The organism is Bradyrhizobium murdochi (assembly GCF_000472965.1).
GTDB lineage: Bacteria > Pseudomonadota > Alphaproteobacteria > Rhizobiales > Xanthobacteraceae > Bradyrhizobium > Bradyrhizobium murdochi.
In genome coordinates, this window is the sequence record NZ_AXAU01000021.1 from 112421 (window position 1) to 131758 (window position 19338).

Genomic DNA, 19338 nt, shown 5'->3' on the forward strand with positions numbered 1-19338 from the left:
GGAACGAATCTTTACGGAATCCAAAAGGTCCATGCCCAAAATAAGAGCGCTCGGATGGGGCACGTCGTGCTGAACTGTCGAGGACGTCGAAGCCTCGCTGCCATTTTATCGTGGCGTACCGGGCTTCAAGGTGGAACGGCGAATACGCCGATCACGAGGGCAGGGCAGATGCTCCAGTCGGTACCATGCAGGAGCATTGATCGAACAAGCCTCCAAGCCCGTTCGCGGTCAAAGGCTCCAGGCGGCGCAGGCCCGTGACCCAAGCTGCTGAAGCAACGCCTCCGCGAGATCCTGAGGCGTTCTGGCGCTTCAATAAGAAGCCGGCATGCAGTTAGAGAAGTCCAGTCGCTGAAGGCGCTGGAGGGCAACGATCTTGCCCTCTCTCTGATCCGAACAACCGGACTCGCCTGCATCGCATGGCGACGGCGGGAGCCTACAAGCGTATGGTAGTGGCGCCGCCGCAAGCTTCGACACTGAGAAGGCCAGAGCAAGTGTACCAGCACGACATTGCCCAGGGCAATCGCTTACATGGTCTCGCAAGCCGCTACCGGGCACACGAGCGCTCTAAGCACATGGCTGAGTGTCAGGTCAAGCTTGCCTCCCAAGCCCCAGAAGAAGGAAGGCAATAAATGACCAAACGTCACCCCGATAAGGCGCAGGACATCGGCCACATCGAATCGCCGACTACGAAGACCGATCCATGCGTCCATGAGGACGAGCTGATCCTGAAGGACCGATCCGCGTGGCTCGGTACCGCTTTCCCGTACGATGCAGAAGCCCGCGAGCATACACCGCGCAACCAAAGGACCGAAGTGACGCGACAGCTCAAGTACTCGGGTAATGCCGCCGCCGCTCCGCAGAAAAGCGCTAGAATGAGCAACAAGGCCGGCTTTGCCAACGGCGGCGGCGTGACGCCATACCCCAAGATGGAGCATGGCGCTGACAGAGGCGAGGGCCTTCATGAGAAGACGAAAAGTACAGCGACAAGGCCAAGCCGCGGAAATGATCCTGGTGCCGCATATGGTGGCCGATGCCGGCGGCGAGCGGCGATTTTGGCGTTACCCTTGCCGATCTCGACATAAACGTTCGTATCGTTGCGTCGCACCGTTTGGATGCTCGACGATTACCTGCGTTCAATTGAGCTGCTGAGGGCGTTCATTCTAGGCTGCATCCTGCCCTCCTTGGGCGTTTCCTCCCTAGACTTCGGCCGCTTGTGGCAACGCAGGCGGCCTTTTCTTTGTCTGATACCCGGTGACCGAGATGAACGCTCCTGCAATTAGCTCGGAAAACAAGTGGTCGCTGTAAATGAGCGTCACCATCGCCGCCAAACTGGCGAACATCTTAAAGCCAAGGTTGATGAGCTGGATAAGTGATCGACGCCATCACGTCGGCAATCTCACAGCTTGGGGCCGTATCAGCGCAAGGTGGGCGAAGGCGCTCGCCGACGCGCGTACGCTGCTCGCTTAGCCGATGGAAGACATCCTGAAAGAGTAGGAGGAGAGGGAAGGGATGCTACGCGTTCGACACTGGAACGGCGCTCGAAGTCGGAGGATCAGAAGGCAGCGCTGATGAAACTCATTGGCGATCTGTGCAGCATCGAGCTGCTAAATAACAAAGATCTTGCTAGGCATCTACATCGAGCCGGAGAAGACCAAGGGCGGGCTCATCCTGTAGACCGGCCGATCAAGGAATCAGTCGGGCAGGGCACCCCTCGGCCTGGTGCTCAAGAAGGGCAAGACTGCCTTCAAGGGTGAGCCGGAGACCGGCACCTATTTCCACGGCCAGGACGTCAAGTTCGGCGATTGGGTTGTAATCCGGCCCGGCGATGCTCGACGCGTGCAGATCAATGGCGTGGATTGCCCATGCTCGAGGAAACGCCGCTCGACATGGTGGTCGACAACCCCGACGTGATCACACGCCGCTGATAGTGATACGGATTGGCAGAGCCTTCGGGCGCACTGAACGAGAGCGGCCTGTTGTCAGCTTTGACACCAATGTCCGCGACTTGACGCTACACACATCCAGTACGAAGCGACTGTAGAACCTCCAACTTTCAAAATCGGCACGCCGCTTGCTTCATTCGGGGCACTATCACCGGTCGGAGGCGGGGTGGTGCTGTAGGAGTGGACTCGGCACGTCCGCGGGGCGTCCGGGCCCGCCAATTTGCTGTGAGGCGACATGAAACAGCATGTTCGAGCGCCTGCAACTGCGGTCGCAGCCGCTCATGCTCTCCACCGTGATGTTCTTAGCGAGTACGAACACGAAACCACCAACTCGTCTTTCGGCGTTCCCCGATGATGTCCGTCGATCGCCTGGCCACCCGGCTCACGACGCGTCTTGCATTTTTTGTCGCCGGGTTCGGCATTGCGGCCTGGGCGCCGCTGGTGCCGTTCGCAAAGGAGCGGCTGGCGGTCGATGCCCGAGTTCTCTGTTTTCTGCTGCTCTGCCTGGGCGTCGGCTTGCTCGTCTCGATGTTTTGGACCCGTTTGTTGTGCGCGCGCTACGGCAGCAAAGCGATCATCCTGATCGGCGGTTTCGGAATTGCGCTCATCCTGCCGTGGCTCGCGGTTGCCAGTACGCCGCTGGAGCTCGGCGCCGCGCTGGTTGCCTTCGGTGCCTCGCTAGGCTCAATCGATGTCGCTGCGAATGTGCATGCTGTCGAACTGGAACGTGCAGCGAAGCGTCCGCTGATGTCCGGCTTTCACGCGCAATTCAGCATCGGCGAATTTGCCGGCTTCGACGCGATGACCGCATTGGCTGGCTGCACATTGGGCCTTTTTCATCAACCCTAATATCCTTGTCCGGCTTCTGACAGCGGCACGAATCCTGTCACGTTCAAAACACCTGGTTTCATCCGCCGGCTCGCGAATTTTTCAAAGTGTAATCAGAAACTTAAAGACCGTGGACAGGGTTGGCACGGCGGTTGCTATCAGGATGCAGCAACACTGAATAAGGGCTGAGTGCACGCAGACGCGCAAGACGAGCGCTGCTCTCCTTCCCTTGAACCCGTGTGCCTCGTTTCTGAGAGAGAAACAAGCTCGCGCGCGAGCCAGCGCGCAATCTTTGGCAAATTGGTTGATGGAGAGCAACATGGCTTCACTGAGACAAATCGCGTTCTACGGCAAGGGCGGCATCGGCAAGTCGACCACCTCACAAAACACGCTGGCGGCGCTGGCCGAGATGGGCCACAAGATACTGATCGTTGGCTGCGATCCGAAGGCGGACTCGACTCGCCTGATCCTGCACGCCAAGGCGCAGGACACGATTTTGAGCCTGGCGGCGAATGCCGGCAGCGTCGAGGACCTGGAAATCGAGGATGTGATGAAGATCGGCTATCAGGACATCCGCTGTGTAGAGTCGGGTGGTCCAGAGCCGGGCGTCGGCTGCGCCGGCCGCGGCGTCATCACCTCGATCAACTTCCTGGAAGAGAACGGCGCCTATGAGAACATCGACTACGTCTCCTACGATGTGCTCGGCGACGTCGTCTGCGGCGGTTTTGCGATGCCGATCCGCGAGAACAAGGCGCAGGAGATCTACATCGTTATGTCTGGTGAGATGATGGCAATGTATGCCGCCAACAACATCTCCAAGGGCATTCTGAAATATGCCAACTCTGGCGGCGTGCGGCTCGGTGGCCTTATCTGCAACGAGCGGCAGACCGACAAGGAACTGGAACTGGCGGAGGCGCTGGCCAAGAAGCTCGGCACCCAGCTGATCTATTTCGTGCCGCGCGACAACGTCGTGCAGCATGCGGAGCTCCGCCGCATGACCGTGCTGGAGTATGCGCCGGAATCCCAGCAGGCCGATCACTATCGCAATCTTGCGACCAAGATCCACAACAATGGCGGCAAGGGCATCATCCCGACCCCGATCTCCATGGATGAGCTCGAGGACATGCTGATGGAACACGGCATCATGAAGCCGGTTGACGAGGCCATCATCGGCAAGACCGCAGCCGAACTCGCAGCCGAGTAATAGGACAGACCGAGAGAGGCCGGCCTTCCCAAATGCTCATTAGGAGGTCGGCGCTCCGGCGTAAGATGTCGTGACCAGCATCACGACGCAGCGGAGCATACGTGATCACTGTGGAAAGGTCAGCAATCCATGTCCGAAGCGCAATTCTTTCCGCTTATGGCCGCCAGAGCGACTGAAGCGAACGATGAGCGGCATAGGGGAATTGCGACCTACCGCCTGCTCACTGGGGTGGACCCCGCAGATGCTGACATAAACAGTGACAGCAATTTCGATCGCCATGTGCTGGCGTCCATTCTGGCGGCCGCCACGATGGATGGTGGTCTGGTGTCGGAGAAGGTCGGTCTGTCCAGCCATGAGCTGGCCGCGGTGCTGGAGCAATACTTCCCGTCGATCCGGATAAGCCGCGAGGAGTTGCCCTTGCGCGTCAAGCGCAGTGAGAGCGACGAGGCGGCAATGTTGCGTGATCTCCTGCTCGCACAACGCTCGACCGAAGGGGACATCGGCAACTGGCTAGCTGCGATGATCGCGCGTCGCGCAATCGAGCCAAATCACTTGTGGGAAGATCTCGGATTGCGCGGTCGTGGCGAACTATCTCGGCTGCTAGGCCGCCATTTCGCGCCACTGGCCGCGCGCAATACCAATAATATGCGCTGGAAGCGCTTCTTCTATCGCACGCTGTGCGAGGACGACGGCCTTGTCATGTGTACGACGCCGGTGTGCACGCAATGCAACGACTTCAACCTTTGCTTTGACGATGAAAGCGGCGAGAGCCGGATAGCCGAGCGTCGGCGCGACGTTCTGCTGCAGGCGGCTGTCCCGGTCGCGGCCGGCACCTGGCCGATGTGAGCGACATCGGATGGATCGGCCGTTGGCCAGACTTCCGACGAGCGACGCCGGGGATCGTGCGAGCCTCGAGGAGGTGCAGTTGGAGCCGGCCTTCGTCCAACTCAGCGGGCAATGTCCCGCCGTCGGCGGCTTGAAGAATGTGTTACTCAAGGCCGGGGTGCGACCGACGCGCCAGCGCCTGATCCTAAGCGAGCTGTTGTTTGCCAGTGGCGCCCGGCATGTCAGCGCAGAGATACTATTTGCCGAGGCGCGCGAGACCGGGTTTTCGGTCCCATGGTCTACCGTCTACAACACTTTGAACCAGTTCACGCAAGCCGGCCTGTTGCGCCGGTTCTGTCTTGATGGGTCGCGAGCGTTATACGACACCAACACCACACCGCATCCGCATTATTATCTACACTCCGAGGATATGCTGCTCGATGTCCCCGATGCGGATCCCCTGCTTGTGAAGTTGCCGGAGCCGCTGCCAGGCCACGAAGTCTCCTGCGTCGATCTGATCATCCATCTGAGCCGCAAGCGGAGTTGATGCCATCCCAGTGCGTGGTGAGGTAAGCCGACGCCTTGACTTTGCAATGCTGTCCCGTTTGCGACAATCCGGTTGTGCCGAAAAACTCGCGCTTGTTCAATTGCTTGGAGCCGGGTGCCGGCGTGGCATGCGGGTTGCTCAAGCCTTGCTTTGCCAGGAACAAGGAACCTTCCATGATCGCCGCCACCTCTGCCAAACGGTCATGGTCCAAGACGTCATGGGGAAGTCCAATCGTGCTCAACGACACGACGCTGCGCGACGGCGAACAGGCTCCTGGCGTTGCCTTCACCACCGACGAAAAGGTGACGATCGCGCAGGCGCTGGCGCGCGCCGGTGTCACCGAGATCGAAGTAGGCACGCCTGCCATGGGCAGTGAGGAAATCGCGGCTATCCGAGCCGTGGTCGAGACCGGTCTCCCGATCACCAGCATTGGCTGGTGCCGGATGCGTGAAGTCGACGTCGATGCGGCAATCGAGGCCAAGGTGTCGATGGTCAATGTCTCCATCCCGGCCTCTGACGTGCAGATTGCTGCCAAGCTTGGCGGTGAGCGCGAGCTGGCGCTGGAGCAAGTGAGACGGGTGGTAAGTTATGCCCGCGAGCGGGGGGTTGAGGTTGCCGTCGGCGGCGAGGACTCCTCCCGCGCAGATGTCGATTTCCTCACCACGCTGATCGCCACCGCAAAAGCCGCGGGCGCACGGCGCTTTCGCATTGCCGATACGCTCAGCGTGCTTGACCCCGACTCCACCTTTGAGCTGATCGCTCGTTTGCGTGCGACCAGCGATCTCGAGCTCGAATTTCACGGCCATGACGATCTCGGGCTCGCGACCGCCAATACGCTCGCCGCCATCAAGGGCGGCGCGAGCCATGCCTCGGTGACTGTCATCGGTCTCGGCGAGCGGGCGGGCAATGCACCGCTGGAAGAAGTCGCGGTCGCTCTCAAACAGCTCTACGGGCGCGACACCGGGATCGTGCTGCCGGAGCTGCAGAACGTCGCGGCCGTTGTGGCAGCCGCGGCTGCACGCACGATTCCCCTGAACAAGGCGATCGTGGGTGAGCATGTGTTCACCCACGAATCCGGCATTCATGTCCATGGCTTAATGAAAGATCAACGCACTTATCAGTCGCTCGACCCCCATTTGCTTGGTCGCTCCAACCGTATTGTGATCGGCAAGCATTCCGGGCTGTCGTCGATCACCACGTTGCTTGACGAATTGGAGCTCGCCGCCAGCGCCGAGGAGGCAAGACAGATCCTGTTGCGGGTGCGGAAACATGCCATGGAGCACAAGCGACCGGTCGCGTGCGAGACGGTGGTGGCGATCTGGCGCGACGTCTGCGAGCGCTTGTTGATCAATGGTGCGTGAGGCGGCCATGGTCCGGCATTATTACAGCCGATCACTTCGAAACCGCCGGCGTGCCACGGAAGCCCTCGCTGATCCACGACGACATAGGCCTGGAGGCCATATGCAGCGCCGCCTGCGCGAAGCAGCGTCGCAAGGAGATGACCAGCCGGTTTCGGGTCCCGACCACAGGCCGGCGACATAACCCAAAGGAGATAATGCGATGAGCAACACACAGGCGGCAGTTGGCATCCTGGATCGACTCAACAAGGCCTCCTCGGCCGAAGACTTTTTTGCGCTGCTTGACGTCGATTACGACCCCAAGATCGTCAATGTCGCGCGCCTGCATATCTTAAAGCGCATGGGACAATATCTCGCCAAGGAAGTATTCGAAGATAGCGCGGAGGCCGAGGTAACGGCGCGGTGCAAGGCGGTGCTGGAGCAGGCTTATGCCGACTTCGTGGCGTCCTCGCCGATCGACCAGCGGGTGTTCAAGGTCTTGAAGGATGCGGTCGCGGAGCCCAAGAAACCGGCGGCCTTCGTGCCGTTGAGCTCGCTGAAATAGCCTCACACATCAGTTCAGATCTGCCCCAAGCCATGTCGGTGCAGCGCGTTGTGCCATATTCCTCTTCATCCAGATCAACTCTGTACAGCAATGCGCGAAGCGGCGCTGTCGCATTTGCGACGTATGTCGGAATTGTATGGTCGGCGATGCTAACGGCCAGTCTTTATCGACTTTCTCAAGTCGTTGAATGGACGTCAAATTTTGATGTCCCCAACTGGTACGACACTTGCTGTTCTCCGGCCAAGTCGGTCATTGGCGCCGACTACACAGAATTGTTGCCGTCCGACATGAGATTTGGAGCAAGACCAATAATGTTGCCGTTACTGCTCGCTGCTCGCGCCGGCATCCTCTTATGGCTCACGCTCGCGTTAATGCCGTTCGAAGTTGCCCTTGACGCCATTGAGGCTGGGATTGACCGGGAGATGACCGCCAATGGGTAACTCGCGTTCCACACTACTCTGGAGAAGGCATGCACAGTATCGTTTGCACCAAGCAGGTTTCCGATTCCGCGCAGGTTCGCGTCAATCCCCTGACCAACACCATCGTGGCGTCAGGGGGCCAAGCATCATCAACCGCTATGCCTAGTTCGCGCTCGACGCCGCGCACCAATTTGCGTGACAAGTTTGGCGGCGAGATCACCGCGCTCACCACGGTCGACGCGGAGCGCCGCGCCGGCGCCGCGCCGAACGCGGCGTGCAGATGTTGCGCACAAAGCTGCGGGTCAACCATGGCGGAAGCAACCAGCCAGATTTGCCGCGCCGTGACGAGGGACGCCCCTGCGTGCGGCGCTGGGGCCGGTCGTAAAATGGAGGGCGCAGGAGGCCGGCGTCGAGGAGTCTCGAAATGCGTCGTGCTCGGCTCGCCGACCATCGTCAAGCGGGCCTTTGCGCCGTCGCTACGTGCCGAGAAGGTGGGGCTGGTGGAAGACCCCAAGCAGCCGATGGAGGTGCTGATGAAAGCTATCTTGAAGGGCCAACCCAAGCTAGAGACCGATCTTGTGGCGCAGGCGCGCAGGTTCTGAGGGGAATTCAAAGCTATGAGCAACGTCACCAAAGCTCCCACGCCGGCCGCGAGCGGCCGCGCAGGAATAAAAAAAGAATTGCCCGAGCACTTTAAGGCCTACAAGCACATCTGGGTCTTCGTCGAGCAGGAGCGAGGCCAGGTGCATCCCGTCTCCTGGGAACTCATGGGTGCAGGCCGCAAGCTTGCCGACAAGCTGAAGGTTGATCTCGCCGCGGTCGTGATCGGCCCGGAGACTGCGACCACGCGCAACGCCGCGGTCGAATCCTTCTGCTACGGCGCGGACCTAGCCTATCTCGTGAGTGAGAATGTGCTGTCGGAATATCGAAACGAGTCCTACACCAAGGCGCTGACCGATCTCGTCAACACCTACAAGCCAGAGATCCTGCTGTTAGGCGCCACCACGCTCGGTCGCGATCTTGCAGGCTCGGTAGCTACCACACTACTGACGGGTCTCACTGCAGACTGCACCGAGCTCGACGTTGACGCGGATGGTTCGCTTGCCGCCACGCGTCCGACCTTTGGAGGATCGCTGCTTTGCACGATCTACACGTTGAATTACCGTCCGCAGATGGCAACTGTCCGCCCGCGCGTGATGCCGATGCCAGAGCGTGTCGCGCGCGATGCCGCCCGCATTATCGTCCATCCGCTCCGCCTGCTCGAAGAAGACATCGTCACAAAAGTACTGTCCTTTGTGCCCGACCGTGATTCGGCCAAATCCAATCTCGCCTATGCCGACGTCGTCGTCGCCGGCGGGCTTGGGTTGGGCTCGCCGGAGAGTTTCCAGCTGGTACGACAGCTCGCCGCCGTGCTTGGAGCCGAATATGGCTGTTCGCGTCCGCTGGTACAAAAGGGCTGGGTCACCTCCGACCGGCAGATCGGCCAGACGGGCAAGACCATCCGGCCAAAGCTCTATATCGCCGCGGGCATTTCTGGCGCGATCCAGCATCGGGTCGGCGTGGAGGGCGCCGATCTCATCGTCGCCATCAATACCGATAAGAACGCGCCAATCTTTGACTTTGCCCATATCGGCGTCGTCAACGACGCTATGCACTTGTTACCGGCGCTGACGGCCGCATTTCGTGCACGGCTTTCGCCGCATTCGCGCGACCGGATCGCGAGCTAGAGGAGGTTGTTGTGATCGAGGAGAAGTTCGATGCAATCGTGGTCGGCGCCGGCATGTCGGGCAACGCGGCGGCGCTGACCATGGCTAAACGCGGCATGAAGGTGCTGCAGCTGGAGCGCGGTGAATATGCCGGCTCGAAGAATGTTCAGGGTGCAATTCTCTATGCCGACATGCTCGAAAAGCTGATCCCGGACTTCCGCGATGACGCGCCGCTCGAACGTCATCTCGTCGAGCAACGGTTCTGGCTAATGGACGATCGCTCCCATTTTGGTGTGCACTACCGCTCCGAAGACTTCAACGAGGAGCGGCCGAACCGGTACACGATCATCCGCGCGCAGTTCGACAAATGGTTATCGTCGAAAGTGCGTGAGGCCGGAGCGACCGTGCTGTGCGAGACTACCGTCACTGAGCTCGCGCGGGACGCCCATGGGAAAGTCATCGGTGTTCATACGGATCGCTGCGACGGCGAAATCCATGCAGATGTCGTGGTGCTGGCCGAAGGTGTAAATGGCCTTCTCGGCACGCGTGCACGCCTGCGCGAGCGGCCAAAACCCGATAAGGTGGCACTCGCGGTTAAAGAAATGCACTTTTTGCCACGCGAGACCATCGAGGCCCATTTCAATCTCAAGGGCGACGAAGGCGTCGTTGTCGAAGCGGCCGGCACCATTTCCCGTGGCATGACCGGAATGGGCTTCATCTATGCCAATAAGGAGTGCATCTCGATCGGCATCGGCTGTATCGTCGCCGACTTTCAGCGCACCGGAGAGACCCCATATGGGCTGCTCGACTGTTTCAAGCGTCACCCATCCGTGGCGCCCCTGATCGAGGGCTCGGAGGTCAAGGAATACTCCGCGCACCTCATTCCTGAAGGCGGCTACAAGGCGATCCCGCAGCTCTATGGCGATGGCTGGGTGGTGGTGGGCGATGCGGCGCAGCTCAACAATGCCATTCATCGCGAGGGCTCTAACCTCGCGATGACTTCGGGCCGCATCGCGGCGGAAGCGATTGTCCAGGTGAAATCGCGCAGCCATCCAATGACCGCGGCAAATCTGTCAGTCTACAAGAAGATGCTGGATGACTCTTTCGTGATTAAGGATCTCAAGAAGCACAAGGATATGCCGATGCTGATGCATACCAACTCGCAAAACTTATTTCTCACCTATCCGCAGCTCGTCTCCAGGGCGATGCAGAACTATGTACGCGTCGACGGTACGCCCAAGGCTGAGAAAGAGAAGGGGACATTGAAGTCCTTTGTCAACGCGCGGTCGTGGACCGGTCTATTTGGCGATGCATTCCGCATCGCCCGTGCCTGGCGCTAACCAGCAAAAATCGAAGCCAAGGAAGCTGAAATATGAATGTCGAGACATCAGTGCGCGTCGAGGACAAGCTGTTCTACAACCGCTATCTCGTCGACGTCGGTCGTCCCCACATCAAAGTGCGCGCACACACGAAGCCGTCCCCGCAGCTGCTTGCACTTTTAAAGGTCTGCCCGGCGCGCTGCTATGAGCTCAACGATAAGGGGCAGGTCGAGGTCACCGTCGACGGCTGCATCGAGTGCGGCACCTGCCGCGTTATCGGCGAGCCCACCGGCGACATCGAATGGAGCTATCCGCGTGGCGGATACGGTGTGTTGTTCAAGTTCGGATGAGAGCTGCACGGCAGGCGTAATGTGATCGCCCTTTATAGAGACGATCTCACTGCAGATCCATGTCTCGGCGCCGCCCTTCTTGTGCGGAGAGACAGTATCGTTGGCAGTAGCTGGTGACGTGCCCGGCGCACGGAGCAGTCGCGGGAGCTGTGCCTTGCAATCAGATTTCCTAGCTTTTCTGCGCGCCATCGTTGGCGCGCTGATTAGAAAGATATCGATCTTCCCGCCGCTGCACGCCGGAGAACCTCATGTGCGTTGCTCTCGACTCATCAAAGTCTGATCAAACGCAGCAGCGGCTCCGCGAACGCCTGTTTGGTGGGAGCCGGCGCCGATGGCGGCAGCAGCCTATCTCATCTAGGAGGGCGGGACTTTCGGGCGAGAATGTGGTCCATCCGAGAAGATGAGGCAGTTCGGCGACAGCAGCTATGCCCATGGCCAAGGATGACTAGGTCATGCGCGGCGGGGCGCATGTTCGAGGAAAATTCCACTTGCACCTACGAACTGCTGCCTCCATTTCGCTAGAGCAGGCATCCGGCTAAATCGGCGAAGGACTGATGAAGTACCATCATGAGTTCTTGGAATGACAAGGCGCGTCTAGTTTCGGGCGACGAGATCGTTAACGCCTGCAGTGTGGGTCTACGCGAGAAAGATGGGCTCGAGCTGATCGCCCCGCTGCACAGCCACTGATCAACGGAGCGAAGCAAGGAACATGTCATGGGACGTGTGAACGAAAAGGTCATTCTGGTAACCGGCGGAGCTCGTGGGATGGGTGCAGCTCATGCGCGCCTGCTTGTAGCTGAAGGCGCCAAGGTCGTAATCACTGATATTCTTCATACAGAAGGAGAGGCTCTCGCGGCCGAACTGGGCACTTCCGCCATCTATGTGCGTCAGGACGTCACCCAGCCGGATGAGTGGGCTAGGGCGGTCGCGACCGCCGAGAGCAGCTTCGGCGCGCTGCATGGGCTGGTTAACAATGCCGGTATCGCCAGCATGGCCCCGATCGAGCAGTTCCCGCTCGATCAGTGGAACAAGGTTATTGCCGTCAATTTAACAGGAGCGTTCCTTGGAATGCAGGCGGCCCTGCCGGCAATCCGGCGCGTAGGCGGAGGTTCGATCGTCAACGTCTCGTCCGTCGAGGGGCTGCGGGGCACTGCCGGGCTTCATGCCTATGTCGCTTCCAAGTTCGGCGTGCGGGGCATAACCAAGTCTGCTGCGCTGGAGGCCGCGGCCTCGGGCGTCCGCGTCAACTCGATCCACCCCGGCTTCATCACCACGCCGATGACCGAGAGCTTCGATCCCTCCATTTTCCCCATTCCACTGGGACGGGCAGGCCGGCCGCAGGAAGTGTCGCAGGCAGTCTTGTTCCTGCTCAGCGACGAGTCCAGTTATCTTACCGGTTCCGAGATCGTCATCGATGGCGGTCTGACGACCGGCGTCCCACACAAATGGCTGGCTCCCGAGTATATCTTTTGATGAGCACCAACTGATCGTCCACGCCAGGACAACAAGACGGCGCGGTTTCGTCGTCTCAGCTCTCGGGATCTTCAAAGGTGGTATCGCCAACGATAACTTCTCCGGAGAGCCGCAGTTTGGCGCCAGCGCAGCCCGCGGGCAGCCTCGATGCGCGAAGAATGCTTGCAGCTGGAGCAGAACGGAGCTGTTTTAGCGACTCGCTGCACTCGGTGATGCGGCGAGTAGATCAGGTTCTGCCTGCGCTGGAGCAGGCCGATGTTCGACCAAAAAGGCGATTGATTAACGAGAACGGCGCGTCAAATCGACGAACCAGCGCTTTGTGGAGGGTACAGAGCAATGGTCGCTCTGGGTCCTGGTGTGCTTAGGTGGACTGCAGCACTGCAGCGTAGGCAGCGGGAACAACTTTGCGATCTTGCGTAGGTTCTGGGCGCGCCAGCCAGGAGCAACTCGTCGTGAGCACCAGCTGGACCTCGCAGCCTGAGCCGGTCAAGGCGCAGAATCGAACACTGGAATTTTGCGGGAGGCATGTTCGGACAACATCGCGGCCCAGCCTGGGCAGATGTACATGTCGCTTTATTGGTCATAGGCAAGCATTTCATCAGCGGACCCTCGGGGTCGGGGGCAGGGAACGTACTCCGGCTTGAGCATGCCTCCGAATAGGTCTCAGAAGGCGGGATTGTGAATCAGCAGCTCAGTAGTGGTATCGACATTGAGCGAGTGTCGAGTTGCTGGGTCCCGCCCTTTTGGGGCGGTAAACGAGTCGGTGCTCTCCGGTAATGCGCCGCAACCATCACCCTTCAAATCATGCTTAAGGGGCTCCGGTTTGCCGAGCCCTTGTGTGGATTGCGCTTGTCCTTAATTACATCGTTAACGGCTTTGAGAATTTGGGTCTTCCTTCTGCCATTGGGACCGGCTTGGATTTGGTGCCGCGGTCGCCCCTGAACTCGGTCCCGATGCCAGCGCAGGCACAGGGCGGCCGATCCTCCTTTAGCGCGAACCAGACGACATCCTTCTTCTTCGTCTCAGGTTCGGTTCGCGGCGTATTAAGCCGTTGAAGGGCACGAGACATCGGTTGTCGAGCTTGAGCCACATGCGCGCCAGTGTGGCGACGTGTTCCGGATGCTGCTTACTCGCGGGCCGCTGGTCTGCGCGGCTCAAGCCGCAACGGGTCGGAGATGTGGACGAAAGAGCGCCAAAGCCTGAAAACTGCGTAAGCACGCGCCAAATGAAGACTTCCCGAATGCGTCTTGTGGCATGCTCGCTTTTTTAACACGTCGTCCCTGCATACAATCGGTAGCATCGATTCCAAGCGCCGCCCACACACAAAAGGACCAAAAAATGAAGAATGAGAAGAAGCCGGGAAGTGATCACGGCGCGGATTTCGTCAAAATCACGATGGTCGTAAACGGTCAGCCTGTCGTGATTAAGGCGGTAGAGCAGCAGCCGCTGCATGTGGTCTGCCAGAAGGCGCTCGAGGACACCAAGAACCTGGGTCAGCCGCCCGAGAATTGGGAGATCAAGAACGAAGCGGGCGAACTGTTGGATCAGAACAAGAAAGTAGGGGAGTTTGGATTTGGCGAGGAAGTGACGCTATTCCTCAGTCTCAAGGCTGGCGTGGCCGGTGGCTGATCTCCAAACTGTCGATCCCGAGGTCTCGCGCGTAAAGTTCGAGCGGGAGCTTGCCAACTATCGGAGCATGGAATCAGCCTATCGCAAGAGGGGCTGGATCCTGCTTGACGCAGCGTTTCCAGAAATCTTCGTGGTTTTCGCGGCGACTAAGCCGAGACCGCCTCCGATCGTCGCTGCCATCGTGCTGAATTTTACGGATTACGATCTGCGGCCGCCCTCCGTCAGGTTCGTGGATCCTTTCACGCGCGAGCCGATACCAGCCAAGTCGCTGTTGATTCAGATGCTGCGTCGGCCCAGCGGATTGAGCCTGCAGGAATTCGCAACCATGCTGCAGCAGGGCGCGGTTCCGCGGATGATCCAATGGAATAGTCCCGAGGATCAGCCGTTTGTCTGCCTGCCTGGCGTCCGCGAATATCACGACAATCCCGCTCACACGGGTGATTCATGGCTGCTGCATCGAAGCTCTGGCGAAGGATCCTTGCCTTTTATCCTCGAAAAGGTCTGGTACTACGGGGTATCACCGATCGATCGTTACCAGGTGCAGGTGCAGGTGCCGATGGAGGTCCAGGTTCCGGAGCTGAACGTGCTGCCCTCATTACTGGCTGTACCGGAATGAATCAGATCGCGGACGTTACGGTCCTCTCGGTACCGCGTAACTGCGTGGACGAATTACATGCCCATTTGCGGAAAGTGGGGCTTGAAGGGCATGAAGGTCTGGGCCTTTGGGTCGGCCGTCAGACGGGGCACCATTTTCAGGTCCATAGGACGCTCATTCCTGCCCAGCGCCACATACGTACTGCCGACGGGGTGTGCGTCGTAACAGGACCTGAAGAGCTGCATCGCATAAATGTATGGCTGTACCGGGAGAAGCTTGCGCTCATAGCCCAGATACACAGTCATCCCGGGCGAGCCTATCATTCCAGCACAGACGACGAGTACGCGATCGCCACGACGGTGGGGTGCTTGTCTTTGGTCGTGCCGGACTTCGCGCGAGTGCCCTTCGATCTTAGGAACCTCGCATCGTACCGGCTTGACGGTGCTGGCGTGTGGCGCCCCTTGTCGGTTGGCCAGGTTACGCGGATGATTTTAATCAAGGATTGAACGATGGCCATGGCCAACTTCATGGACCGCGCGGCGTCGGCAGCCTCGCGGGTGCTGACCAATTTCAAGATGTCGGCGTTCGAGGACAGGCTTGCCGCGCAAGTGATCGGAGTGTCTTTCGACGGCGCAGCTGTGCAGTCGCCAGAAGGCAGGGCTAGCCTGGATATGATGATCAGGCTGTTGTCTCGTCTTTATCCGACGATCGCGCTGCGGCCTCTCGATGCAAAGGCGAAGGATCATGTTCCAATCCTGGAGTTCCTGGCGAAGTCCATAAATCCTGAGATTGAACTCGCCAAGACCAGCAAGGCCGTCACGGTTTCCGTGGTCGTTGGAAGCATTCCGTCGTGCATCAAGTGTCCGACCTTCTTCATCGGCTCGGAAGGATGGAGAGCCAAACTTTCAAGCCGCGGTCTGGTTGGCTCCGGAAACTCGATGAATCCCTTTGGCGCGGGAGCTGCGTCATGCTTCGCGGCAGCCAACGTCTTTCGGACGGTATTTGCCGACCAGCTTGAGCAGGGCGACGCCGACGAACTTATCGACCTGTCAATGCTGACCTACGCCCAAGGTACCCCTGACTCCGGTCCGGGTTTGGAAGGAACGGATATCGGCGAGACTCACCTTGTCGGGCTCGGCGCGATCGGCAATGGCGCGATTTGGGCTTTGGCTCGCACGGCAAGCCTTAAGGGATCGCTCCGTTTGGTGGACGATGAGGAGGTCGATCTTTCGAATCTACAGCGCTACGTGCTGGCCGGCCAATGTGATGTTGGTTCACCAAAAGTGGATCTGGCGCTTTCCGCGCTTGCGGACACCGCGCTGGAAGTGTCGGCTCATTGTGCCAAATGGGACGTCTATGTGAGCGACCGGAACGATTGGATGTTCGAAAGAGTCGCTGTCGCATTGGACAACGCTCCGGACCGAATTGCCGTGCAGGGGGCGTTGCCGAAATGGATCGTAAACGCCTGGACACAAGAGCTTGATCTCGGAGTGTCGCGTCATGGATTTGATGACGGCCGGGCATGTCTGGCCTGCCTTTACTTGCCTCACGGGAAGATAAAGGACGAAGACGAGAAGATTGCTGAGGAGCTGAAGATGCCGGAGGCCCAACAGGAGATCCGGGATCTCCTTCAGACGAACAGGCCGGTGGATGTAGGTTTCGTCGAACGTGTCGCCAAGGCGTTCAACATTCCGTCCGAAGCCCTTAAAGAGTCTGTCGGCCAGTCCGTCCGATCATTTCACCAGCGGGCAATCTGCGGGGGGATTGTCATGCGCCTGACGGACGGAGCGCAGCCTGTGAGAGCTGTTGTGCCGATGTCGTTTCAGTCGGCTCTCGCTGGCATAATGTTGGCGGCGGATCTCGTGAAGCACGCTTCCGGGCTACTGAACCTGCGGACCACAAGCACACGGATTAACCTGCTTCGTCCACTCGCCTCGCATCTTCACGATCCCAAGGCAAAAGATACGTCAGGACGGTGCATTTGCGCGGACGAAGACTTCTTAGCTGCATACCGACGAAAGTACCGAAACTGCAGAGCTCCTTAACTTCGATCTGATCATTATTGGAAGGCCTCGCCTCACGGTAGACGCCGCGAACGTGCGCTCCAGCCGGACGGGCTATTTTCGTTTGGAGAGGGCTGCCAAGCTATTGAAATTGCTGAGGGGGCGCTTTTTTCCGAATGCGCCTGAAGTTGTTGGATTATCAACCGCATTTGGATTCCAGAACACCCTCGGCAGAGAGCGCGGAGGATCACACCACCGCCTGGGTCACGCCCATGCCGGCCGCCTCGCTCGCAACCGCAACCGACTGCACGATCGCGGCAAAGCGGACCGCGGTTTGGATGGCCGCCGAGCTGACGCCGGCTTCCCGTAACGCCTTCTCATGGGCGTCCATGCAGGCACCGCAGCCGTTTATGGCGCTTACCGCCAGCGACCACAGCTCGAAATCGGCGTTGTCCACGCCGGGATTACTAATCACGTTCATGCGCAGCCGCGCCGGCATCGTCTTGTATTCCGGATTGGAGGCGAGGTGAACGAAGCGGTAGTAGACGTTGTTCATTGCCATCACGGAGGCTGCGGATTTCGCCGCCGCGACCGCGGCCGGCGTCATCACGACGGCCGCGGCAGATTCCATTGCGGCGATCACCACGGGATTGCGCGCCGCGATCGCGGTGGCGAGCAACAGCCCGTATTTGCTCTGCGGTGATAGCGTCTCATCCGACATCATCGATGCCAAGTTGAGTTTGACGTCCTTGGCGAAATCGGGAATCTGGTCCTTTAGTTGTTCAATCAACATGATGCCTCAAGCAACTTTCAATGTTTCGCCGCCGATCTCGCGGTTACAGGCGCAGAGCTCGTCGGTCTGTAGCGCGTCCAGAACGCGCAGCGTGTCCTTCGGGCTGCGGCCGACATTTAGATTGGTCGCGTAGACGTGCTGGATCGTATTTTCGGGGTCGACGACGAATGTGTAGCGATAGGCGACGCCGTCGGGCGAACGCACATCGAGGCCATCGACCAGCCCGCCCTTAGTGTCGGCAAACTGCCAGATTGGCAGATGTTGCAGGTCCTTGTGCGAGCGCCGCCAAGCGAGCTTGCAGAACTCGTTGTCGGTCGAACCGCCTAGCACGACCGCATCGCGGTCGGCAAAATCCTTCGATAGCCGGGCAAACTCCGCGATCTCCGTTGGGCAGACGAAGGTGAAATCCTTGGGGTAGAAGAAGATGACTTTCCATTTCCCAGGGAAGCTGTTCTCCGTCAGCGTCTCGAACGCGCTCTGCCCGTTCTCCTCGTGCTGGTGAAAACCGGGCTTGACGCCTGTGATTTCGAACGACGGCAGCTTACTTCCAATTCCAAGCATATTGTCCTCACAAGATTGCTTCGCGCGGAAACCGATGATTCCGGCATCAGGCGAAGCAAGCGATATGCCAGATGATATCGCGATTCAACTGGCGGAAATGCAACAATCGGACGCTCGCCGTGGAGGCAACTCAACATCATGGTTTCCATTGAATGGTCCTGCCGTCCTGCTTCAATGACTGAGTATGTTGCCGTGCTCGACCGGTTGCGCGCCTTTGAACGATTAGCCCAAGTCAACTGTTTGGGTGTGTTATAATGCCAAAAGAATGCGCTTGATAAGATGAACTCAGCGCGCGCGGCAATGTTCCGCCAAGCCACTGGTCGCCATCACGACGCGCGCGAGGACCGCTGATGTGAGGTGGAGCGGGAGCTGGGACTGACCTTTGATCGATGCCGATGGATCGGGGATAGTAGCCGAGCGAGCTCAAGCCAGATTCGTTGATCAGGATCAAAGGCAGCGTAGACGCTTTTAGGCATAAGGAGTGATCTGGAAGAATTGGGAGGCACGGATGTCAGCAACTGAAATCGCGACACGTCATTTTTCCGCCGCCATTGCGGAGGCGGAGGGCGCGGGTCTTGGGACCGACAGCGTTTGCCGCGCGCTGCTTAGTTGTTTGGTCGCGAAATATCTCGAGAGCCGGCCGGTCGACGACGTTCAGTCGGAGCTGCGCTTCGTCGCCGATAATTGCGATCCAGCGACGGATTTCATGTTCATGCGGCCGTAGCGCGGCTGCGCTCTCTCTTCATCATTGCTGTCGATGTTCACTAATTCGCTGATTGGATCGCGGTGGTCTTGGTGGCTGCAAAGGCCTTCGGGGTCAGCCCTGCAAGGGCCTGATGAGGCCTGTGGTTATTGTAGTAGATCAGGTACTCGAACAGCTCTTTGGCGAAATGGTCGAGATTGTCGAAGGTTGCGCCCTCGATGACGTCCTCNTCGAGGGTTCGCCAGAAGCGCTCGACCTTGCCATTGGTTTGCGGCCGGTAGGGNCTGGTGTAGCGATGCTTGATGCCGAGTTCGAGCAGCATGGCCTCGAAGGGATGCTCCTGAGGGGTGTTGCGGGAGGCGAACTCGGCCCCGTTGTCGGACAGAATCTCGGCGAAGATCAGTCCGTAAGTGACGTTGAGAGTATTGATCATCTTCAGCGTCTTGAACATCACCGGAAGCGCCTTCTTGGAGGTCAGCACCTCGGCCCAGGCCAGGCGCGAGCAGCTATCGATCAGGCAGATGATGTAGGGCGTGAC

General features: G+C 59.1%; 21 protein-coding genes. 17 read left to right on the forward strand and 4 right to left on the reverse strand.

Annotation, left to right across the window (positions count from 1 at the left end; all coding sequences use genetic code 11):
• The first annotated feature begins 629 nt into the window (after nucleotides 1-629).
• From YUO_RS46630 to YUO_RS0130290, 12 genes are all read left to right on the forward strand, one after another.
• A complete protein-coding gene (locus YUO_RS46630) occupies nucleotides 630-1082 on the forward strand; it encodes a hypothetical protein (protein WP_156908830.1) in 453 nt (150 codons plus the stop codon).
• A 1212-nt stretch (nucleotides 1083-2294) separates the two neighbouring features.
• Nucleotides 2295-2792, forward strand: a complete 498-nt coding sequence (locus YUO_RS42225) for an MFS transporter (RefSeq protein ID WP_198028117.1) — start codon at nucleotides 2295-2297, stop codon at nucleotides 2790-2792.
• A gap of 298 nt (nucleotides 2793-3090) precedes the next feature.
• Nucleotides 3091-3975 (forward strand): nitrogenase iron protein, encoded by an 885-nt coding sequence (nifH, locus tag YUO_RS0130240; protein WP_028350602.1) that lies wholly within the window; start codon nucleotides 3091-3093, stop codon nucleotides 3973-3975.
• Nucleotides 3976-4104: 129 nt separating this feature from the next.
• On the forward strand, nucleotides 4105-4821 hold the full coding sequence (locus YUO_RS0130245; RefSeq protein ID WP_198028118.1) for a nitrogen fixation protein NifQ: 717 nt from the start codon (nucleotides 4105-4107) through the stop codon (nucleotides 4819-4821).
• Between the two features lie 79 nt (nucleotides 4822-4900).
• Nucleotides 4901-5347 carry a Fur family transcriptional regulator gene (locus YUO_RS0130250; protein ID WP_198028119.1) on the forward strand — a complete coding sequence of 149 codons (447 nt, stop codon included), beginning with the start codon at nucleotides 4901-4903 and terminating at the stop codon, nucleotides 5345-5347.
• Between the two features lie 173 nt (nucleotides 5348-5520).
• The gene (gene nifV, locus YUO_RS0130255; protein WP_028350605.1) at nucleotides 5521-6708 is read left to right on the forward strand and encodes a homocitrate synthase; all 1188 of its coding nucleotides are present in this window, start codon (nucleotides 5521-5523) and stop codon (nucleotides 6706-6708) included.
• A gap of 199 nt (nucleotides 6709-6907) precedes the next feature.
• Nucleotides 6908-7249 carry a nitrogenase stabilizing/protective protein NifW gene (nifW, locus tag YUO_RS0130260; protein ID WP_028350606.1) on the forward strand — a complete coding sequence of 114 codons (342 nt, stop codon included), beginning with the start codon at nucleotides 6908-6910 and terminating at the stop codon, nucleotides 7247-7249.
• Between the two features lie 469 nt (nucleotides 7250-7718).
• On the forward strand, nucleotides 7719-8270 hold the full coding sequence (locus YUO_RS44055; RefSeq protein ID WP_051379721.1) for an adenine nucleotide alpha hydrolase family protein: 552 nt from the start codon (nucleotides 7719-7721) through the stop codon (nucleotides 8268-8270).
• Nucleotides 8271-8285: 15 nt separating this feature from the next.
• The gene (locus YUO_RS0130275) at nucleotides 8286-9395 is read left to right on the forward strand and encodes an electron transfer flavoprotein subunit alpha/FixB family protein (protein ID WP_028350607.1); all 1110 of its coding nucleotides are present in this window, start codon (nucleotides 8286-8288) and stop codon (nucleotides 9393-9395) included.
• An 11-nt stretch (nucleotides 9396-9406) separates the two neighbouring features.
• Nucleotides 9407-10714, forward strand: a complete 1308-nt coding sequence (locus tag YUO_RS0130280) for an FAD-dependent oxidoreductase (RefSeq protein WP_028350608.1) — start codon at nucleotides 9407-9409, stop codon at nucleotides 10712-10714.
• A 32-nt stretch (nucleotides 10715-10746) separates the two neighbouring features.
• The gene (locus YUO_RS0130285; protein WP_028350609.1) at nucleotides 10747-11043 is read left to right on the forward strand and encodes a ferredoxin family protein; all 297 of its coding nucleotides are present in this window, start codon (nucleotides 10747-10749) and stop codon (nucleotides 11041-11043) included.
• Nucleotides 11044-11757: 714 nt separating this feature from the next.
• Entirely contained in the window at nucleotides 11758-12516 is a 759-nt protein-coding gene (locus tag YUO_RS0130290; protein WP_028350610.1) for a glucose 1-dehydrogenase, read from the forward strand.
• Nucleotides 12517-13207: 691 nt separating this feature from the next.
• Here YUO_RS0130290 and YUO_RS48070 read toward each other — a convergent pair.
• Nucleotides 13208-13303: a type II toxin-antitoxin system RelE/ParE family toxin gene (locus tag YUO_RS48070; RefSeq protein WP_235782874.1), complete on the reverse strand. Its 96-nt coding sequence runs from the start codon at nucleotides 13301-13303 to the stop codon at nucleotides 13208-13210.
• Nucleotides 13304-13854: 551 nt separating this feature from the next.
• On the opposite strand from YUO_RS48070, the gene YUO_RS0130295 reads away from it, so the two are divergent.
• The 4 genes from YUO_RS0130295 to YUO_RS0130310 are packed head-to-tail and all read left to right on the forward strand — an operon-like array spanning nucleotide 13855 to nucleotide 16785.
• Nucleotides 13855-14145: a DUF2604 domain-containing protein gene (locus YUO_RS0130295; protein ID WP_028350611.1), complete on the forward strand. Its 291-nt coding sequence runs from the start codon at nucleotides 13855-13857 to the stop codon at nucleotides 14143-14145.
• Nucleotides 14138-14761: a putative metal-binding protein gene (locus YUO_RS0130300; protein WP_028350612.1), complete on the forward strand. Its 624-nt coding sequence runs from the start codon at nucleotides 14138-14140 to the stop codon at nucleotides 14759-14761. The genes YUO_RS0130295 and YUO_RS0130300 overlap by 8 nt, the downstream gene beginning before the upstream one ends.
• Nucleotides 14758-15246, forward strand: coding sequence for a Mov34/MPN/PAD-1 family protein (locus tag YUO_RS45275; protein WP_083754774.1), 489 nt, complete (start codon nucleotides 14758-14760; stop codon nucleotides 15244-15246). Before YUO_RS0130300 ends, YUO_RS45275 begins: the two co-directional genes overlap by 4 nt.
• A gap of 3 nt (nucleotides 15247-15249) precedes the next feature.
• The gene (locus YUO_RS0130310) at nucleotides 15250-16785 is read left to right on the forward strand and encodes an E2 ligase fold family C protein (RefSeq protein ID WP_028350614.1); all 1536 of its coding nucleotides are present in this window, start codon (nucleotides 15250-15252) and stop codon (nucleotides 16783-16785) included.
• Between the two features lie 205 nt (nucleotides 16786-16990).
• Here the strand turns inward: YUO_RS0130310 and ahpD are convergent, their stop codons facing one another.
• On the reverse strand, nucleotides 16991-17536 hold the full coding sequence (gene ahpD, locus YUO_RS0130315) for an alkylhydroperoxidase, AhpD family (RefSeq protein ID WP_028350615.1): 546 nt from the start codon (nucleotides 17534-17536) through the stop codon (nucleotides 16991-16993).
• A 6-nt stretch (nucleotides 17537-17542) separates the two neighbouring features.
• Nucleotides 17543-18097, reverse strand: a complete 555-nt coding sequence (locus YUO_RS0130320; protein ID WP_028350616.1) for a peroxiredoxin — start codon at nucleotides 18095-18097, stop codon at nucleotides 17543-17545.
• Between the two features lie 508 nt (nucleotides 18098-18605).
• On the opposite strand from YUO_RS0130320, the gene YUO_RS0130325 reads away from it, so the two are divergent.
• The gene (locus tag YUO_RS0130325; RefSeq protein WP_028350617.1) at nucleotides 18606-18821 is read left to right on the forward strand and encodes a hypothetical protein; all 216 of its coding nucleotides are present in this window, start codon (nucleotides 18606-18608) and stop codon (nucleotides 18819-18821) included.
• Nucleotides 18822-18861: 40 nt separating this feature from the next.
• On the opposite strand, the gene YUO_RS42235 is transcribed toward YUO_RS0130325, so the two are convergent.
• Nucleotides 18862-19326, reverse strand: coding sequence for an integrase core domain-containing protein (locus YUO_RS42235; RefSeq protein WP_430649571.1), 465 nt, complete (start codon nucleotides 19324-19326; stop codon nucleotides 18862-18864).
• Nucleotides 19327-19338: the final 12 nt, after the last annotated feature.